General features: G+C 72.0%; 10 protein-coding genes. 1 reads left to right on the forward strand and 9 read right to left on the reverse strand.

The window, feature by feature from the left end:
- Window positions 1–38: 38 nt before the first annotated feature.
- The 3 genes from ACFC0B_RS33770 to ACFC0B_RS33780 all read right to left on the reverse strand — a co-directional run bounded on the left by ACFC0B_RS33770 (window position 39) and on the right by ACFC0B_RS33780 (window position 11,884).
- Window positions 39–1,229: a cytochrome P450 gene (locus ACFC0B_RS33770; protein ID WP_376094724.1), complete on the reverse strand. Its 1,191-nt coding sequence runs from the start codon at window positions 1,227–1,229 to the stop codon at window positions 39–41.
- 58 nt (window positions 1,230–1,287) lie between these two features.
- A complete protein-coding gene (locus ACFC0B_RS33775) occupies window positions 1,288–10,800 on the reverse strand; it encodes an amino acid adenylation domain-containing protein (RefSeq protein WP_376094727.1) in 9,513 nt (3,170 codons plus the stop codon).
- A 205-nt stretch (window positions 10,801–11,005) separates the two neighbouring features.
- Complete coding sequence (locus ACFC0B_RS33780; RefSeq protein WP_376094730.1) at window positions 11,006–11,884, reverse strand: sterol desaturase family protein; 879 nt, start codon at window positions 11,882–11,884, stop codon at window positions 11,006–11,008.
- A 357-nt stretch (window positions 11,885–12,241) separates the two neighbouring features.
- On the opposite strand from ACFC0B_RS33780, the gene ACFC0B_RS33785 reads away from it, so the two are divergent.
- Window positions 12,242–12,931 (forward strand): hypothetical protein, encoded by a 690-nt coding sequence (locus tag ACFC0B_RS33785; RefSeq protein ID WP_376094733.1) that lies wholly within the window; start codon window positions 12,242–12,244, stop codon window positions 12,929–12,931.
- Between the two features lie 12 nt (window positions 12,932–12,943).
- Here ACFC0B_RS33785 and ACFC0B_RS33790 read toward each other — a convergent pair whose 3' ends face one another.
- From ACFC0B_RS33790 to ACFC0B_RS33815, 6 genes are all read right to left on the reverse strand, one after another.
- Window positions 12,944–13,429 (reverse strand): nuclear transport factor 2 family protein, encoded by a 486-nt coding sequence (locus ACFC0B_RS33790; RefSeq protein ID WP_376094736.1) that lies wholly within the window; start codon window positions 13,427–13,429, stop codon window positions 12,944–12,946.
- Between the two features lie 424 nt (window positions 13,430–13,853).
- Window positions 13,854–14,771, reverse strand: a complete 918-nt coding sequence (locus ACFC0B_RS33795; RefSeq protein WP_376094739.1) for a restriction endonuclease — start codon at window positions 14,769–14,771, stop codon at window positions 13,854–13,856.
- Between the two features lie 94 nt (window positions 14,772–14,865).
- Complete coding sequence (locus ACFC0B_RS33800; RefSeq protein WP_376094742.1) at window positions 14,866–16,338, reverse strand: SAVED domain-containing protein; 1,473 nt, start codon at window positions 16,336–16,338, stop codon at window positions 14,866–14,868.
- Window positions 16,338–17,258 carry an AAA family ATPase gene (locus tag ACFC0B_RS33805; RefSeq protein ID WP_376094746.1) on the reverse strand — a complete coding sequence of 307 codons (921 nt, stop codon included), beginning with the start codon at window positions 17,256–17,258 and terminating at the stop codon, window positions 16,338–16,340. Before ACFC0B_RS33805 ends, ACFC0B_RS33800 begins: the two co-directional genes overlap by 1 nt.
- A gap of 30 nt (window positions 17,259–17,288) precedes the next feature.
- Entirely contained in the window at window positions 17,289–17,798 is a 510-nt protein-coding gene (locus tag ACFC0B_RS33810) for a hypothetical protein (RefSeq protein WP_376094749.1), read from the reverse strand.
- A gap of 2 nt (window positions 17,799–17,800) precedes the next feature.
- Window positions 17,801–18,805, reverse strand: a complete 1,005-nt coding sequence (locus ACFC0B_RS33815) for a CBASS oligonucleotide cyclase (RefSeq protein ID WP_376094752.1) — start codon at window positions 18,803–18,805, stop codon at window positions 17,801–17,803.
- Between the last annotated feature and the right edge of the window lie 154 nt (window positions 18,806–18,959).

Genomic DNA, 18,959 nt, shown 5'->3' on the forward strand with positions numbered 1-18,959 from the left:
GCGTCCCTGGGGGCGGCACCCGCGGGGGTGCCGGTTCGTCACCAGGCCACCGGGAGCGCCCGCAGGCCGTTCACCATGGCGTCCTCCTTCCAGCGCAGCTCGCGCTCGGGGACGGCCAGCCGCAGGCCCGGCAGCCGGGTCAGCACCTGCTCGATCGCCACCTGGAGCTCCAGCCGGGCGAGGTGCGCGCCGATGCAGTAGTGCACGCCGTGGCCGAAGCCGATGTGCGGGTTGGCCGGCCGGTCCAGCACCAGCCGCTCCGGCTCCTCGAACACCTCCGGGTCCCGGTTGGCGGCGGCGGTGGCGATCATCACCGCCTCGCCGGCCCGGATCACCACCCCGCCCAGCTCGACGTCCTCGGTGGCGTACCGGGGCAGGCTGAAGCCGGTGAGCAGCGGCACGTAGCGCATCAGCTCCTCGACCGCCTTCGGGATCAGCTCGGGCCGCTCCCGGAGCCGCGCCAACTCCTCCGGGTTCACCAGCAGTTGGTGGAAGAAGTTGCCGATCTGGTTGGTGGTGGAGACGAAGCCGGCGATCAGCAGGTCGCAGGCGATGGAGAGCAGCTCCTCCTCGCTGATCAGCCGCTGCTCCCGGCAGGCCCGGACCAGCGTGGTCAGCAGGTCCTCGCCGGGCTCGCGGCCGCGCAGCTCCAGAACCCCGGCCATGTAGTCGATGAACGCCTGCCCGTCGACCGCCAGCACCTCGCCGGGGGTGACGGCGGAGAGCACCGTCTCCGCCCAGCGCCAGAGCATCCGGTGGTCCTCGGCCGGAATGCCGAGCACCTCGCAGATGATGGTGGTCGGCATCGGGATCGCGAAGTCCTCGACCAGCTCGGCGGGCTGCCCCTTGGCGAGGATCCCGTCGAGCAGCTCGTCGGCCAGCTCCCGGGCCCGCACCCGCAGCCGCTCGACCCGGCGGGCGCTGAACTCCTTGGCCACCAGCGAGCGCAGCCGGGTGTGCTCGGGCGGCTCGGTGGAGAACAGGCCGGCACCGGTGCGGGCCACCGGACGCATCCGCGGCTGGTCCTCGCCCATCGCGGCGGCCAGGCTGAACCGCGGCTCGCCGAGCACCGTCCGGACGTCCTCGTAGCGGGTGACCAGCCAGGCGCCGTCGCCGTACGGCATCCGGATCCGGACCAGCGGCTGCTCGCGCAGCTCGGCGTAGCGGGGGTCGAGTTCGAGGCCGTTCGGCTCGAAGGGGTAGGTCAGCGGGGAGTGCTGGCGGAGCATCGGCGGGTCCGTCTCTCGTGCGGGGGCGGGCAGGCTCGGGGCTCGGCCCTGGGCCGTCTCAGGACGCATGGGGGGCGGCTCCGGTGAGGATCGACCGGGCGAGCCCGGCGTTGTGGGCGATGAACTCGCGGTCGAGCATCTCGGCGTGGGTGCCGAAGCCCTTGAAGACCGCCGTCCGGGTGGCCGAGCTGCCGTGCCAGGCACCGTGCTGCCCGGCCTCGTACAGCGCCACCTTCTCGTCGTCGGAGATCACGCTGAGCGCCGCCGCGACCACCCCGAGGTTGGGCGTGCGGCTGCAGAACCGCAGGTAGTCCCGGGCCTGTTCGCGGGTCTCCTGGGCGACCGCGGCCGAACCGGTGTGCCGCTGGAGGTGCTCGGCCAGCTCCCGCTCGAAGGCCTGCAGGTGCTCGTCGGCGAGGTCGAAGGACTCCGGGATGCGGTGCGAGTCCATGATCACCACGTTGGGCACCGCCCGGCCGCGCCGCTCCAGCTCCTTGGCCACCTCGAAGGCGAGGTTGCCGCCGAGCGAGTAGCCGAGCAGGGCGCACGGCCCCTCCGGCTGGAGCGTCTCGACGAGGTCCGCGTACCGGTCGACCTTGTCGTCCCCGGTCACGTAGTTGAAGGCGACCGTCCGGTACTCCGGGAGGTGCGCCGCGAACTGCCGGTACACCAGCCCGTGGCCGCCGGCCGGCGGGAAGCAGAACAGCGTCTGCTGCTGCTCCTGGTTGAACCAGAGGTACGGCTGGGCGCCCTCGATCCGGCCGGTGATGATGTGCTCCACGGTCTTCGCCATCCCGTGCAGGGTGGTGACCTTGAAGAGCTGGCTGACCGGGATGCTGATGTTGAGCTCGGCCTGCAGCCCGTGGATCAGCTCGATCAGTTTGATCGAGGAGCCGCCCGACTCGAAGAAGTCGTGCTGGAGGCCGGGCTCCTCGATGCCGAGCAGCGCCCGCCAGTGCTCGGCCATCCGGACCTCGTAGAGGGTGACCGGCGGCTCCGCGGCCTCCGCGGCGTCCGACCGGGGCTCGGGCAGCGCGGCCGTGTCCACCTTGCCGTTGGCGGTGAGCGGCAGCGCGGACAGCTCGACGAAGTGCGTCGGGATCATGAAGGTCGGCAGGTAGCCGGCCAGGTGGCGGCGGAGCTCGCGGTGGTCGAAGGTCCGCCCGGGCGCCGGCACGCAGTAGGCGCAGAGCACGTGCTCGCCGTCCCGGTCCGGCCGGACGGTGACCACCGCGCGCTCCAGCTCGGGCCACTCGGCCAGCTGGGTCTCGATCTCGCCCAGCTCGATCCGGTGGCCGCGGACCTTGATCTGCGAGTCGGCCCGGCCGAGCAGGTGCACCCCGCCCCCGGTGTCCCAGCGGGCGAGGTCCCCGGTGCGGTAGAGCCGGACGGGCTCGGTGCCCTCGGGGCCTCCGAGCGGCCGGGTGGCGAACCGGTCGGCGGTCTGCTCCTCGTCGCCGAGGTAGCCGAGCGAGACGCCGGAGCCGCCGATCCACAGCTCCCCGGTGACGCCGGGGGGCACGGGCCGGCCCTGCGCGTCGAGCAGGTAGAAGGCGCTGTTGGGGAACGGCCGCCCGATCGGGACCATCCGGCTGGGCTCCAGGCCGTCCGCCGGGCCCTCGAAGTACGCGCTGTCGATGGTGGTCTCGGTCAGGCCGTAGGAGTTGACCAGCCGGGTGCGGGGCCCGCAGAGGGCGGCCAGCCGCTGGTACTCCTCGACCTTCCAGACGTCCGAGCCGACCACCAGCAGCCGCATGAACGCCAGGTCCTGCCCGGTGCGTTCGCAGTGGTCCAGGACGGTGCGGACCACCGCCGGGACGAACTCGGCGGCGTCCACCCGCTCGGTGCGCATCACCTCGTACAGCCGGGCGGTGTTGAACAGCAGCTCCCGGCCGATCAGCACCAGGGAGCCGCCCGAGCAGAGCGCGCGGACCACGTCCCCGGTGAAGACGTCGAAGGAGGTGCTGGCCATCTGGAGGTGGACCCGGGCGTCGGTGTCCAGCCGGTACTCGGCCTGCCAGGCCCGGTAGGCCGAGGCGAGGTTGCCGTGGGAGACCCGTACCGCCTTGGGCCGACCGGTGGACCCGGAGGTGTAGATGACGTACGCGGGGTCGTCGTGGGACACCACCGCGTCGGTGAACCCGCCGTCGACCCCGAGGTCCACCCCGCCGTCGAGGTTGCCGTCGGCCGCGCCGTCGACCCCGCCGCCGGCAGCGCCGAGTTCGGCGGTGGTGACCAGCCGGGCGGGCAGCGCGCCGAGCCGCTCGGCGTCGTCGCCGACCAGCAGGGCGGCGCCCGCGTGCCCGACCATGTACGCCAGCCGGTCCACCGGGTGCCCCGGGTCCAGCGGAAGGTAGGCGGCGCCGGTGCGGAGCACCGCGAGCAGGGCGGTGATCAGCTCCGGCGACTTCGGCAGGCAGAGCGCCACCACGGTGCCCGGCCCGGCGCCCAGCGCGCGCAGCCGGGCGGCGGCCCGCCGGGAGCGCTCGGCCAGCTCGCCGTAGGAGAGCCGGGCGGTCGGCCCGGACTCGGCCGGCGCGGCCACCGCGGGCGCCGCCGGGTCGGCCGCCGCCGCGCGCAGCACCAGCTCGTGGACCGGCTCCGGGAACGGCACCTGCCGGTCGGCGCCGCTCCACTGCCGCAGCACCACCGCGCGCTCCTCGCCGCCGAGCAGTTCCAGGCCGGTGGCGGCCCGCTCCGGGCCGGCCGCGGTCAGCGCGTCGAGCAGGTTGACGTAGTGGCCGGCCATCCGGGCCATCGTGGCGGGCAGGAAGAGGTCGGTGTTGTACTTGAAGACGCAGTGGAAGCGGCGCTCCGCCTCGTCCTCGTAGGCGGACAGCGTGATGTCGAACTGCCCCTCCTCCTCCGGGAGTTCGATGTACTCCAGGTGGTAGCCGTACTTCTCGGTGGCCACCTTGTGGTGGAGCAGGATGAACATCGCCTGGAACACCGCCGAGCGGCTCGGGTCGTGCTGCAGCCCGAGCTTCTCCACCAGCAGCACGAACGGGTACTCCTGGTGGTCCAGCCCGCCGAGCACCGTGGTCCGCACCCGGTCCAGCAGCTCGGCGACGGTGGGCTCGCCGGCCAGCGAGACGTGCAGCGGCAGCGGGTTGACGAAGTAGCCGTACACGCCGGCGAACTCCTCGTCGGTGCGGCCCGTCACCGGGCTGCCGACGATGATGTCCTCCTGGCCCGCGTAGGCGTGCAGCAGCAGGTAGTAGGCGCTGAGCAGCACCATGAAGACGGTGACGTTGTGCTCGCGGGCGAGCGCGTGCACCCGGGCGCTGAGCTCCTCGTCGAGGACGAAGAACTCGGAGGCGCCGTTGTGGGTCTGCACCGCCGGGCGCGGCCGGTCGGTGGGCAGGCTGAGGATCGGCACCTCGGCGGGCAGGTGGGTGCGCCAGTACTCCAGCATCCTCGGCGCCTCGCGGCCGGCCAGGAAGGCGTTCTGCCGGTTGAGGAAGTCCAGGTAGCGCGCGGCCACCGGGGGCAGCTCGGGCACCCGGCCGCGGCGCAGCCCCTCGTAGACGGCGAGCAGTTCCTCGATGAAGGTGAAGGTGGAGATCGCGTCCGAGATGATGTGGTGGACGGCCTTCATGATCACCCAGCGGGCCGGTCCGCGCCGGAACAGCCGGAACCGCACCAGCGGGTCCCGCTCCAGGTCGTACGGCTTGCGGTACTCGCGGACGATCATCGCGTGGATGTCGTCCCAGGCCAGGCCCTCGACGTCGAAGACCCCGAAGTCCGGCTCCACCTCGGCGGAGACCCGCTGCACGGCGCGCCCGCCGTCCAGCACGAAGTTGGCCCGCAGGCTCGGGTGGCGCTCGACCATGGTCCGGAAGGCCAGCGCCATCAGCTCGGGCTCCAGCTCCACCCGGACCTCGACGGCGCCGCCGATGTTGTAGGCGAAGCCGTCCGGGTTGAGCTGCTTGAGGAACCAGAGCGCCTTCTGGTTCTGGGTCAGCGGGTGGGCCGTCTCGTCCTCGTAGCGCTCGACCTCGGCCGCGCCCGGGCCGTCCGGGTCCTCGTCCAGCAGCTCGGCCAGCGACTCGTGCAGCCGGGCGGCCAACTCGGCCACCGGGGTGTTGCCGAGCAGCGCCACCACCGGGAGGGTGACGCCGAGTTCGCTGCTCAGCCGGGCCCGCAGCTCCATCGCGAGCAGCGAGTCCAGACCGAGGCCGCCGAGGCCGGCGGCGGGGTCGACCTGCTCGGACGGCACCCGCAGCACGGTGGCGGCCAGCTCCGTGAACCGCTCGGTGAGCAGGACCCGCCGCTCCTCCTCGCCGGCCGCCCGCAGGGTGCCCAGCAGGCCGGTCCGCCCGGCCACCGGGGCGGCCTCCCGGGCGGCCGCCGCGAGTTCGGCGACGAGCGGCGGCGGCGCCGGGTACCAGGAGAGGAACACCGGCCAGTCGACGACGGTGGCGACCAGCAGCTGGGCGCGGTCCTGGCCGAGCACCCGCTCCAGCACCGCCATCCCGGTCTCCGGGGCGAGCGAGCTCATGCCCCGGCTGTGCCGGTAGTGGTCGATGAGGCCGAGTTCCTCGATCATGCCGGTGGCCCACGGGCCCCAGTCCAGGCTGAGCGCGGGCAGGCCGAGGGCGCGGCGGTGGTGGGCCAGGGCGTCCAGAAAGGCGTTGCCTGCGGCGTAGTTGGTCTGTCCGGCGGTGGTCAGCAGCGAGGCGATCGACGCGAACAGCACGAAGTGGTCGAGCGGTTCGCCCGCCAGCTGCCGGTGCAGGGCGAAGGCGCCGAGCACCTTGGGGCCGTAGACGGTCTCGAAGGTCGCCCGGTCCAGTTCGCCGACCAGGGTGTCCCTGACCTGCCCGGCGAGATGGAAGACGCCCCGGATCGGCGGCCGGTCCAGCCGCCGGTACTCGGCCAGCCAGGCGGCCAGCGCGGCCTCGTCGGTGACGTCCAGCGGCGCCGGGACCGGCTCGGCGCCGAGCGCCTCCAGCTCGCGCAGGAAGGCGGCCCGCTGCCCGGCCGGACTCGCCGGGTCGAGGTCGCGCCACTGTTCGCGCGGCGGCAGCGGGCTGCGGCCGACCAGGATCAGCCGACGGGCCCCGCGCTTCACCAGGGTGCGGCAGAGCAGCCGCCCGAGCGCCCCGAACGCCCCGGTCACCAGGTACGCCGCGTCCGCCCGCAGCCGCGGCGCGAGCGGCCGGCTCAGCCCCTCGGCGGTCCGCAGCCGGCTGGTCAGCCGCCGACCGTCGCGCAGGGCGATCTCGTCCTCGTCGGCGAGCGCGAACTCCCGCAGCAGGGCCTCGGCTTCGGAGTCCGCTCCGGATCCGGCCGCGGTTCCCGCGCACGGGCCGAGGTCGATCAGCTTCCCCTGGTGGGAGGGGAGTTCCTGGTGGCGGAGCACCCGGGTGATGCCCCAGGCGGGGGCCGCCAGGGGTTCGACGAGCTCGCCGGGGGTGACGGGCTGGGCCGAGCGGGTCACCACGTGGAGGCGGCAGTCCGGGAGTTCGGCGGCCACCAGGGCGGCCAGGGCGACCAGGCTGTAGGCGCCCTCGGCCGTGTGGCCGGCGACGGCGGCGTGGTCGGCCCCGGCCAGCCCGGGCCGGTCGAGGTTCCACAGGTGGACCACCGCGGCCGGGTCGGGGGCGCCGGCCGCGCGGCGGTCGGCGAGCAGCCGGGCGAGGTCCTCGGCCGAGCCCGGGTCGACGGCGGCCGGACGGGCGCCGGCGGCGGGCCGGTAGCCGGTGCCGGGGCGGACCAGCAGGCAGCTGCCGCCGCGGGCGGCGATCCGCGCGGCCAGGGCGTCGGCGACACCGCCGCGGTCGGCGAACAGCAGCCAGTGGTCGGGGTGTTCGGCCAGCAGGTCGGGGACGTCCTCGGCGGCGTCCGGAAGCTCCTCCCAGGCGGGCTCGGCGAGCCAGCCGTCGATGGTGCCGAGGCCGACGGCGGTGGCGGCCTGCTCGACGTCCGCGGCCCGGAAGCCGGTGATCCCGCCGAGCGGCGCACCGGACTCCTCGTACACCGCGAGGTCGCCGACGAGTTCGCTGCCGGCGTCCCGGGTGACGGTGGCGTGCACCCAGAGCGGGCGCTCGCCGACCGCGTCCAGGCGGACCTCCGCGATCGCCACCGGCAGCCGGATGCCCGCCGACTCGGGCCGGCCGTCCAGCAGTTGGGGCGTCAGCAGGGTCTGGAAGAACGCGTCCATCACCACCGGGTGCACCTGGTGGTGCTCCCCCTGCCCGGCGACCGGCGCCGTCGGGCGGATCCGGGCCAGTGCCTCGCCGGGCCCGATCCAGACCTCCCCGATGCCCTGGAAGGCGGGGCCGTAGTGGTAGCCCAGCGCCGCGAGTTCGGCGTAGCAGTCGGGTCCGTCGAGCCGGCGCAGGGCTCGTCCGCGCACCGCCTCGGCGTCCAGCGGCCGGCCGGGCCGGCGGCGCTGGGCGGGGCGGACGGTGCCGACCGTGTGCACGGTGCGCTCGGCGCCCTCGCCGGTGGCGACGGTGAACGAGCCCTGCTCGGCGCAGAGGGTGAGCCGCACCGCACGGCTCTCCTCGTCCGGCAGGAACAGCGCCTTGCGCAGTTCGATGTCGGCCAGCGCGGCGTCCGTGCCGCCGGTGAGCGCGCGGACCGCCTGGACGGCCATCTCCAGGTACCCGGCGGCCGGGAAGAGCACGTCGCCCTGGATCCGGTGGTCCTCCAGGTAGGGCAGGGCCTCGGCGTCCAGCCGGGCCTCCCAGGCCGGTTCGGCGCCGGGCAGCCGGCGGCCGAGCAGCGGGTGGTCCAGCCGCCCGCGCCGGACCTGCTCGACCGGCCGCGGCTCCACCCAGTGCCGGTCGCGCCGGAACGGGTAGCGCGGCAGCGGGACGATCCGGCCGGCGGGCTGGAGCTCCGACCAGTCGACCGGGACACCGAGGTTGTGCAGGGCGGCCAGCGAGGCGGTGAGGACGGCCCGCTCGTCCTCCTGGCGGCGGATCGACGGCAGGGTCCGCACCTCGGGCCGGTCCGCCGTGCCCGGGTGGGCCTCCACGGTCTCCTGGATCGAGCGCCCGAGCACCGGGTGCGGGCCGATCTCCAGGAACAGCCCGTAGCCGTCGTCGGCCAACCGCTCCACGGCCTGCCGGAAGCGGACGCTGTCCCGGACGTTGTGCCACCAGTACCCGGCGTCGAGTTCGGTGCCGTGCGCGGTGCCCTCGCGGCCGGTGAGGTAGAGCGGCACCTGCGCCGGGCGGGCCTTGAGGTCGGCCAGCGACTCCAGCAGCTCGTCCTTGATCAGTTCCATCCGGGCGCTGTGGTACGGGACTTCGACGGTCAGCGGCCGGGCGAAGACCTGCTCCGCGGTGAGCGCGGCGGCGAGTTCGGCCAGCACCTTCTCGTCCCCCGCGAGGGTGAGCGAGCCGGGGCTGTTGACGGCGGCGACCGAGACGGCGTCCCCGTACGGGCGGAGCCGGCGCAGCGCCTCGGCCTCGGTGAGCGCGACGGCGAGCATGCCGCCGGTACCGGCGAGCCTCTGCTGGAGGCGGCTGCGGTGGACCACCACCTTCACCGCGTCGGCCAGGTCGTAGACACCGGCCTCGTGGAAGGCGGCGACCTCGCCGGTGGAGTGGCCGACGATCGCGTCCGGCCGCACGCCCCGGCTGCGCCAGAGCGCGGCGAGGCCGATCTGGACGGCGAAGTTGGCCGGCTGGGCGAGCCAGGTCTCGGCCATCCGGGACGCCGCCTCCTCGGCGGCGAGTTCGTCGGTCAGCGACCAGCCGGTGAGTTCGGCGAGGTGCTCGGCGCACTGCTCGACGGCCTCCCGGTAGACGGGCTCGGTGGCGAACAGCTGGCGGCCCATCGCCCACCACTGCGGGCCCATCCCGGTGAAGACCCAGGCCAGCCGGCGGTGCCGGGCCTCCCGGCGCTGGTCGGCGAGGACCCGGGGGTGCGGCTCGCCGCGCAGGTGCGCGCCGAGCGCCTCGTCGAGGGAGGCGCGGGCGGTGTGCTCGCGGGCGTCGTAGACGATCGAGAGCCGGGCGTCGTGGTGCTGGCGGCGGTGGGCGAGGGTGTGGCCGAGGTCGGCCGGGCGGGCCGGACCGCCGCCGCGGACGCCGGCCAGTTCGGCCCGGATCCCGGCGGCCAGTTCGGGCAGCGCGGCGGCGTCCCGCGCGGTGAGCGGCAGCACCGTCCAGGCGGGCAGGTCGGCGGCCGGAGCGGCGTCGAGCGCGGGGTCGGGGTCGGGGTCGGGGTCGGCGGGGGCCTCGCGCTCCGGCGCGGCCTCCAGCAGGACGTGCGCATTGGTGCCGCCGAAGCCGAAGGAGTTGACCCCGGCGCGGGCCGGTCCCTCGTGGGCCGGCCAGGGCGTCGGCTCGGTGGGGATCTCGTACGGCAGGGTGGCCGCGTCGATCGCCGGGTTGAGCCGCTCCAGGTTGATGTGCGGCGGGATGGTCCGGTGCTTCAGGGCGAGTGCGGACTTGATCAGCCCGGCCAGTCCGGAGGCGGACTCGGTGTGCCCGATGTTGGTCTTGACCGAGCCGACGTAGCAGGTGTCGCCGGGGCGACGGCCGACGGCGAGCGCCCGGGCCAGCGCGTTCGCCTCGATCGGGTCGCCGACCGGGGTGGAGGTGCCGTGCGCCTCGACGTACTGGAGGCCGCCGGGGGTGATCCCGGCCTCGGCGCAGACCCGTTCGATCAGCGCGACCTGGGCGTCCGGGTTGGGCACGGTGATGCCGTTGGTCCGGCCGTCCTGGTTGACGCCGCTGCCGATGACCACGGCGTGCACCGGGTCGCCGTCGCGCAGGGCGTCGGAGAGCCGCTTGAGCGCGACCACGGCGACGCCCTCGGCCCGGACGTAGCCGTCGGCGGCGGCGTCGAAGGTGCGCGAGCGGCCCTGCGGGGAGAGGAAGCCGCCCTTGGTCTCGGCGATGGTGTACTGCGGGGCGATGTGCAGCAGGGTGCCGCCGGCCAGTGCCAGGTCGGTCTCGCCGCGTTGCAGGCTCTGCGCGGCGAGGTGCACGGCGACCAGGGAGGAGGAGCAGGCGGTGTCGATCGAGACGCTGGGGCCGCGGAAGTCGAAGCAGTGCGAGATGCGGTTCGACACCATCGTCATCATCGTGCCGGTGGCGGTGTGCGCGGCGAGCGTCTCGAAGGAGAGGTCGGAGAACTGGACGATCTTGTAGTCCAGGGTGAACGCGCCGACGTAGACGCCGACCTCGCGACCGGCCAGCTCGGCCGGCTTCTGCCCGCCGTCCTCCAGCGCCTCCCAGGCCACCTCCAGCAGCTTCCGCTGCTGCGGGTCCATGTGGTCGGCCTCGCGGCCGCTGATGCCGAAGAACGCCGGGTCGAACTCGTCGAAACCGTCGATGTATCCGCCGCGGCCACCGACCAGCCGGCCCGGCTTGGCCTTGTCGCGGCTGCCGAGGGTGGCCACGTCGTAGCGGCTGCGCGGGGTGGGGGTGATGCAGTCCTTGCCGTCGACCAGGTTCTGCCAGAACGACCGGTGGTCGCAGGCCCCGCCTGGCAGGCGGAGGCCGATCCCGATGATCGCGATCTTCTCCCGCCCGGCGGCGGACGGGCCGGCGGGTGCGGGGCGTTCGGAGAGGTCCGGGGAGGTGACGAAGCGGGAATCCGTCATGCGAGTCGAGTCCTTGGGTCGCTGCGTTCGCGCGTGCGGGCGGGGTGCGGGAGCGCCGCGCGCGCCGGGGGACACGGGCCGTGCGCCGGTTCCGGGCAGGCCGGACGTCGGGTCGGCCGGAGGGACGAGCCGGTCGGGGAGCCCTCGGCCCGGGCGGGTCGGGGAACGGGGACATCGGGTGCGGGCAGGGCAGGGGCAGGGCAGGTCAGGTCGAGCCGGTCGGGGAGCCCTCGGCCCGGGCGGGTCTGCGCCAGGCCTGGAGGTGACTGGCGATCACCCGGCCGGTGGCGGGGAAGCCGCCCGGATCGGCCAGCCCCACCGCGACCGGGCGGCGCCCCGGCCGCCAGGTGAAGCTGCCGAAGGCGTGGTCCCACACCGAGAGGTCGGAGCCGTAGTGACCGGCCTCCGCCAGGTCGGTGCTGTGGTGCAGCCGGTGCTGCTCGGGCCCGGCGAGCACGTGGTTGAGCGGGCCGAGCCGGACGTCGATGTTGGCGTGCACGAAGTAGCCCTGGGCGACGACGAACAGGCCCACCACGAACACCGCCGGTTCCGAGAACCCGGCCAGCGCCAGCGAGAACTGGACGCAGCCCTGGGTGAGCAGGACGTCCAGCAGGTGGTTGACCCCGTTGTTGCCGACGTTCACCTTGTCGGGCACGTGGTGGACCCCGTGCAGCCGCCAGAGTCTCGGATCGGTGTGGCACCAGCGGTGCACCAGGTAGTTGGCCAGCGAGCCGAGCAGCAGCGCGGCCGGGATCTCCGCCCAGAGCGGCAGCGCCCCGTGCGACGGGGCCGCCCAGCCGACGAGCGCGGACACCGGCACCTGGGAGAGGGCCCCGCCGATCATCGTCAGCAGGAAGTAAACGCCGTAACAGCCCCACTCGCGCGCGCTCGGCGACCATTCCGGTTCGTACGGAATCAACTGTTCGAGCAGGGCCATGTAGCCGATCGTCCCGAGCAGGAAGAGCTGGTTCGCCCGGCCGAGGTCCCAGCGCATCCGCAGGGTCGCGGTCGATATCACGACCAGGGCGACCAGCAGGAACGGGTAGGCGCCGTGGCGCAGCGCGATGCGAAAATGCCCACCCACGACGTCCCCCTTCACGACCCGCGGTCGAACGATCACCGAAAGTGTTCGTTCAGATACTAAGGGCGTCTGGAACGCGTGGCGAGACATTTTCGAGGGAAATCATGGAACTCTCGATTTGTCTTATGATCTGCGAACAAGCAATTCACCAGAAGGAGTGAACATTCAGCCCTCCATGGGCACGAATTGCCAAGAGATCAAGGTAATTCAACACATCATCATTCCGGCGTGTTCGACGATTTCGCGCGGCCCGCGCCCACCGCACCACCCCGCGGGCGCCGCCACGCGGATCCCGCGGTCGACCGGGCCTCTGATATCACTGACGGTTCACGACCGGCACCACAGAACGGAACGCCCGCCTTGTCGACCACCCGACCCCCCGCCCCCGGGAGCGGCGGCCCGCTGCTCGCCGGCTACTTCGTGGCGGTCCCCGAGCCGGTGACCGGCGCGGGCCTGCGGTTCGAACGACTGACCACGGCCTGCGACTGCCTGATCGACCGGCTCCCGGAGGACGGCTGCTGGTTCGCCACCCCGCAGGAGGCCCTGGACGCCTGCGCGACGGTCCCGGTGCCCGCCGCGGCCCGGCTCTACGCCCTGCTGATCCCCGCCGAGCACATCGCCGGCGTCGTCTCCGACATCCGCGCGGCCGGCGAGTACGAGCCGGTGCTGCTCGCCCACCTCGACCCCCCGGCCGGCGCCGGAGCCGCCCCCGAGCCGGCCGCGGGCGGGCACGAACTCGGCTGGGAGGTGCTCGGCTACGACTGCGGCATGATCCACAGCTGGCTCTGCAACAGCCTCCACCAGGACGCCGCCCGCGAACTCGGGGTCACCGCCGACGAACGCGGCCTGCTCCCCTCCCGGCAACCCGCCGAACGCCTCGCCGCCTGGGCCAACGCCCGCGACGACACCAAACCGGTCACCTGGTTCCCGGCCGCCCTGGTCGAGTGGGACGCCCCGGTCGAGGGCAACGGCGTCCCGGCCGCCCCCGCGGACCCCGCCCCCTCCCCCACCCCCTGGTGGCACCGCCTGCTCGGACTCGACCGGCCCTGAACCCGCGGCCCCTCACCCGCCGACGCGCGCCTCCCGGAACGGACCCGGGTCGCCGACCGGCTCGGCGACGGCCTCGCCGACCCCCTGCCCGCCGAGCTTCTCCAGGACCGTCTCCAGCAGCTCGGTGTCGCAGTAGATGTGCAGCTCGGTGATCCTGCCCCACTTGATCCGGACCACGTGCACACCCTGGTTCGAGTAGTGGTTGCCCTCGCGGTCGGTGAGGTGGTCGACCCACTCGGCGAAGGCCACGGTGTCCCAGGGCCAGCCCTTGGCGACGACCTTCTTCAGCTCGAACCGCAGATCGGGCATCACCTCCGCCAGCCGGTCGTACCACCGCTGGATCTGCTCGGCGCTGTGACGCCCCCCGGACAGCGCGTGCCCCCCGGAGAACCAGTGCTCCGCGCCGGGAGCGAACTGCCGCACGACGGCCGCGTGGTTGCCCCGGTCGACCTCCGCGAACGAGCGGCGAAGGTTGCGCCGGACGATGGCGTGATACACGTTTCCACCTCTGGTCGTATCGGTGACGATCGCACGTAGTGATGGTTCGTCAACACACTACGACGTCTCGACACCCGGCGGCGGCGCCCCCTCCCCACCCCGCGCACAACACCAAAGAACCCCAGGTCAGCGAACTGACCTGGGGTTCTCGACGGAGCCGCCTGCGGGATTCGAACCCGCGACCTACGCATTACGAGCCCGAGAGTGATCATGATGACTGCTGTCAGCACCGACCACTTGGTGATGAACCCGCAGGTCAGGACATTGCGCCGTGATCCACGATCCCGCCCGAACGGGCACGTGCTACCCCGTCCGCTCACGCAGCGCTCACGCAGCGCGGGTCATGCTCGACTCCAGCACGGCTGCCAAGTTGGACCGTCGTTCTGCACCAACGTGGACCCGATCGCCGACAGCTCGGTCTCCCCTAGACGTAGCTGGGGACGTCCTCGTAGTACCTGTAGTGGTCAGCGTCATACGCGTCATGGCCGCGGTCGACCTTCCTGAAAGTGATCTCGAAGTCGTCAATCTGACCGTCGTCGTAGGTCACCGTGCCGGTGCCGAGGCGCCGAAGCAGCCTGTTCGCATCCATCGGCGGTTCGATCTCCTCGCGTTGCCAACCGCGGGCTCCGTACAGGTAGTCGAAGTACCAGACAAATCCGCCGTGCTTATCGTCGTAGAAGACGCCTCGGGGGCGAATCTCGTGCCCGACCGGCAGTTCGATCGAAGCGACCCTGTCCAGGCGGTCGGTGATGCTGCCGAGCTGGAACCCGAGTGCTCTCCCATGCCGGTTGGCGATGCGGATGTAGAAGCCCTGGGTGATGCCGATGAACCGGTTCGGCTCGTTGGTGGCGAAGATCTTCCACCCGCTGGCCTCGGCACTCACAGGGAAGAACCGCTGGGCCACCGCCCACCCACGGGGAGTGGTGAGCATGCGCTCCAGTTCCACACCGTCCCAGACATGTGTGGGCACGCCCTTGTTCCGCTCGATTGACTCCAACCGGGAGACCAGGGAGCTTGAGGGCTGGGTGGAACAGACAAGGAGGAAGCCGTCAGCGTCATGCTGGGCGACAGCGTCCACGATGCCACCGGCGCTCCCGACATCCTCGCCGTTAACCGAGCGTCCGGCACCGTCCTTGGCGTGGGCCATGTGCTTACAGGAGACGACCCAGTTTCGTGTCTTCGCCCCCAGGAGCGCATCGCCTGGCTCCTCCAGGAGAAGGTCGCGCCCGCCATCTGCTCCCCGGCCGGACCACTTAGCCCGGTACCCGAGGGCCAGGGCGAGTTCGCGGACCAGTTGCTCCAGGTCTTCGCCGTCCTGCGCCAACTCGTGAAAGTCGAGCATGGTGCTCCCTGCCAGTGAGGTGAAGTGTCTAGTACATGCTGCAAGTGCCCGGTGGACCGATGGACGGTCACCTTCTGCGGTCCCCGCGACGCCGTCATGCCTGGATGATGAAGGCGGGTTGGTAACCGTCGTCGATCTTGATGTCCTCGTAGACCACGGTCTCGCACAGCCGGTTCCACCGGTTGCCGAGGAGGACGGCCAGTCCCATCGGGCAAGCGAGGAAGAGGTGCATGCGTCGGAATCGGCGGGTAGCGCCGCGGAGGTGATCGCGGATGCCGACTGCCAGGGCGTTGGCGGCCGGGCTGTCCGGGACGGAGCCGTCCCTCGCCGCGCTGCCCGGTGGGGTGAGGACGATGAGCTTGGCAATGGGCAGGTTCTGCTCACGCAGGTACTGCAGGACGTCCGCGGTCGGGTCCGTGGCGATGGCGACGGCAACGGCGAGCTCGTCGCCCTGGCCAATCTCGTGCTCCACGGCACCCGGGACCAGGGCGGCGTCGAACGGATCGTTGGTAGACCAGAGCTGGCCGCGCTGCACGGCCGCGAGGTCGGTGCCGGTGACCATGCGGAAAGTGGTGCCGACCAGGAACGCCGGTGCTAGCCGGATGCTGCCGGTGACGGAGACGGCAGCGGTTCCAGCAGGCAAGCGTCCGGGCGCGGCCTCGATGTCCGCCTGCAGCTGTGCCCAAGTGTTGGGCGCCAAGGGGTGGCGCTTGGTGTAGTCGGAGTCGCCGGCGAAACGGTCGACCCAGTCGATGGCGTGGTCGGCGTCCGGGGCCATCGGATCCGGTTTGAGGGTGGCGATCGACAGGACGGCCCGAACGGGGCCTGCCTTCAGGTCCAGCTCGGCAACGGCGGCCTCAACCATCGGCAGTGTGAGTTCACGCCGACCGCTGCGGACCATCCTGGCGACCCAGCCGGCTCCCTCCTCCAGCGCCCGCTGGTCGTTGCGCAGGCCGGTGACGGCCATCAGAAGTCGAAGATTCTCCTGGTACCAGACCATGTCCAGTGGCAGGTCGAAGCGCAGGACTGACAGGAGGTCGAGGAGTTCGGCCTCGGTCAGGCCCGCGACCTGGGCCCACCGGGCTCGGGCCTTGCCGCGATCCGACCTGGCTCCGCCGATGGCGGCCTTGGGCATCAGGAGGCCGGTGCGGGCGTCGCGGCCGGCCACCAACTCATCCTTGGGGTCGGCGGCCCGGTTGGTGACTAGGCGCAGGTCGGCGCTACCACCGTCCGCTGTCAGTGCCTTCCACGTCTTGGCGATCTTCTTGAGGATCGACGGGCCGTCGCTGGTGCTGGGCTTGGTCAGGTACTCCTCATTGACCGGCGTGGCGCTGTCGACCGCGTACTTGACCTGCTTGTAGGTGTTCGGGGGACCATCGCGCAGCAGGACGACATCGTCGAGGTTGCCCACACCGTCGAGCTCGACGCCGACTGCGCGGACGGGGTTGTGCGAGCGGGCGGCGTTCTCGCGCAGAAGGGTCAGGCAAGCCTCCCAGGCCACGAGCCACTGGTAGTAGTCGCCGGTTGTACGGACGCTGGTGGGGCCGGGGGCGGGGAGGTGCGCCATCAGCGCTCCTCGGTGAAGACGGGGGTGGGCTCCAGCTCCTCGGCGAGGGTGAGGAGGTCCTCGTCCGTGACGGGCCGGTCGGGGAAGGCGCGGAAGACGGCGGCCGGGACCAGGCGCTGGGTGAGGTCGGAGAAGGTATAGCCGGGCCGGGCCCCGGTGGGGCCGGTGAGCTCTACGACCTTGCGGACGGTCTCCGGCCGGATGTCGAGCCCGTCGAGCGCCTGGGCGAGCACTGCGTGGCGCTGCTCGCCGCCGGGGCGGGTAAAGGTGAAGGTGGCCGCAGCGCGGCGCATGACGGCGGGGTCGAGGGCGCCGACCCGGTTGGTGCACAGCACGACCACGACCGGGAGCCCAGCGCCGGCCAGACCGTCGATGCCGGCCAGGAACGCGTCGACGCCAGCCCGGTCCTCGTGGTGCATCTGCTGGGCCTCGCGGGACTGCACCAAGGCGTCGGCCTCGTCGACGACGAGAATCTGCACGGCGCGCGCCCCCTCGGGGCCCGAGACGCGCTTGCCCGCCGTGTGCATGTGGCTGAAGGCGTCGCCGATGAGTGAAGTCATCTCGCCGACCAGGCCGCTGCCACGGGTGGCGAGCTTGAGCCGGTACAGGTAAACGGGCAGGTCGAGCCAATCGGCGAGGTCGCAGCCGAAGGACTCGGCCAGCGCGGACTTGCCGGAGCCGACGTCGCCGGCGAAGACGAACAGCGGCGCCCGGTCCGCGAAGAGGGTCAGAGCAGCGACGTCGCCGCCGTGGTGCTCGGCGGCCCAGGACCTCAGCCGGCGCGGGTCGGCGAGGAGCGCGGCCTCCTTGCGCAGGCGCAGCTTCATGTCGTCCAGGCCCACCAGTCGGTCGTAGCGGGCGCGGCGGGTGGGCTCGGGCAGTTCGACGACGGGGTGGAACAGGTCGTCCTGGCTGGTCACGTTCTTGTTCCTCCTGCTACTGGCTCTGGGCTAGTGGGCGACGTAGATGTCGCGGGCGACGCCGGTACCGTTGCGGGCGAAGCCGTGCCCGGCGGTGGTGGCGCCCGCGAGGGCGCTCGGGGCGGTGCCGGTTGTCCGGGAGAACGGCAGGTTGAGCCCTGCCTTGTCGCTGCTGGTCAGGAGCCAGAAGGCGGAGCTGTAGGTCAGGAAGCTGTAGAAGCCGTAGCCGGTGACGTCGACCGGGTCCGGAAAGCTGCCCGGCCGGGAGTCGGTGAGCTCGCCACCGACCGTGGCCTTGTAGCGCAGACGGAGCTTCCAGGTGTTGGTGGCCGCGTCGCGGAAGCCATAGTCGACCGTGTCAAGGAATCCACGGTTCAGGAGGATCGCGACCTCCTCGGCGTAGTCCTCGATGCTGTCGAGGGCGGGCTTGCCATAGAGGTTGTAAAGCAGACGCAGGTCGGCACCGACTCTGCCTCCGACGTAACGGGCGTCGGTGATCGTGAACGTGCCGGACGCGGATCTGGAGTACGAGCCGGTCATGGTCACGCTCCCGGGAAGGCGGGGCCGAACAGCTCGCGCCAGGCGTCGAGCGCCTCACCGTTCGATGAGGCGTAGGCGGCCATCGTGATGGTGTCGAGGGTGGCTCTGGCGTGATTCACCAAACGCTGGCGGTCGAGCTCGCTGTAGCCACGCGCGACGTTGTTCTCCGGGTTGACCGGGTCCCAGACCTGAATGGGGTCCGTCGTCGCGCTCACCACGTTGGCCTTGTAGTAGTCGGTGAAGACGATCGGCGTCCGCAGGCCGGTACGGACGATGTAGGAGAGGACCTGCTCGATTGCTGCCGGGTAGTCCTCGACCTGGAGCGCCTTGCCGTTCCAACCGTTGTCCCATAGGTGCGCGACCAGGAGCTCGATCAGGAACGACTTGCAGCGCAGCTGCGGGTCGGCCACCTTGCTCTCGCGGATCCACGCCTTCAGCAGCCGGATCAGTTCCCGGTAGCCGTCACCGGCCTCCGCTTTGCGGTTCTCGATGAAGCGCAGATGCAGCGTGACCGAGGTGAGCACCTTGGTGTTCTTGCTGGTGACCAGGTAGCCCCGGTCGTCCGGCTCACCGGTGTAGAGCACCGGCACCACGTCGATCTTCAAGCCGGAGCCCCGCATGGTGATGCCGACCGCGTGGTCGGAGGGCTTAAAGTCCTCCGCGTCCTTCGTCTTGCCATAGACCTCCTTGCAGCGCTCCTCCAACCAGGCCAGTACGGTCGAGACGTCGACCTCGGGGTCGCCGACGCGCAGGTAGGCGGCGACGTCCGCGTCGGATCCCGTGCCGCTCTTGCGTCGGATCGCGGTGTGCTTGGCCGTACTGCCGGACGCGCGGAGCTTCACCAGGTCGAAGTCCGGGTGAACGGCGATGTAGTTCTCCAGCCGCTCCCGTAGGTGGTTCACCTGCCGGCGACGCTCCTTCGCCTCCTCCGCGGGCACGTTCACCCTGTTCTGCGCGAAGGCCTTAAGGACCCCGTGATCGACATACCGCTCGCCTGCCATACTCATCCACCCTTCACCACCCGGGCGGCCCAATCGGGTCGTAGGACAGGCATACCACCCGCCACTGACAAACCTGGCCCAACTTGACAGCGGTGCCAAGGCACTGGATCCCGGCGGCGAGCAGGCTGGCGATCCATCCGGCGAGAGATCCAAAACGACG

Origin of the sequence: Kitasatospora sp. NPDC056184 (genome assembly GCF_042268405.1) — a bacterium.
Taxonomy (GTDB): Bacteria; Actinomycetota; Actinomycetes; order Streptomycetales; family Streptomycetaceae; genus Kitasatospora.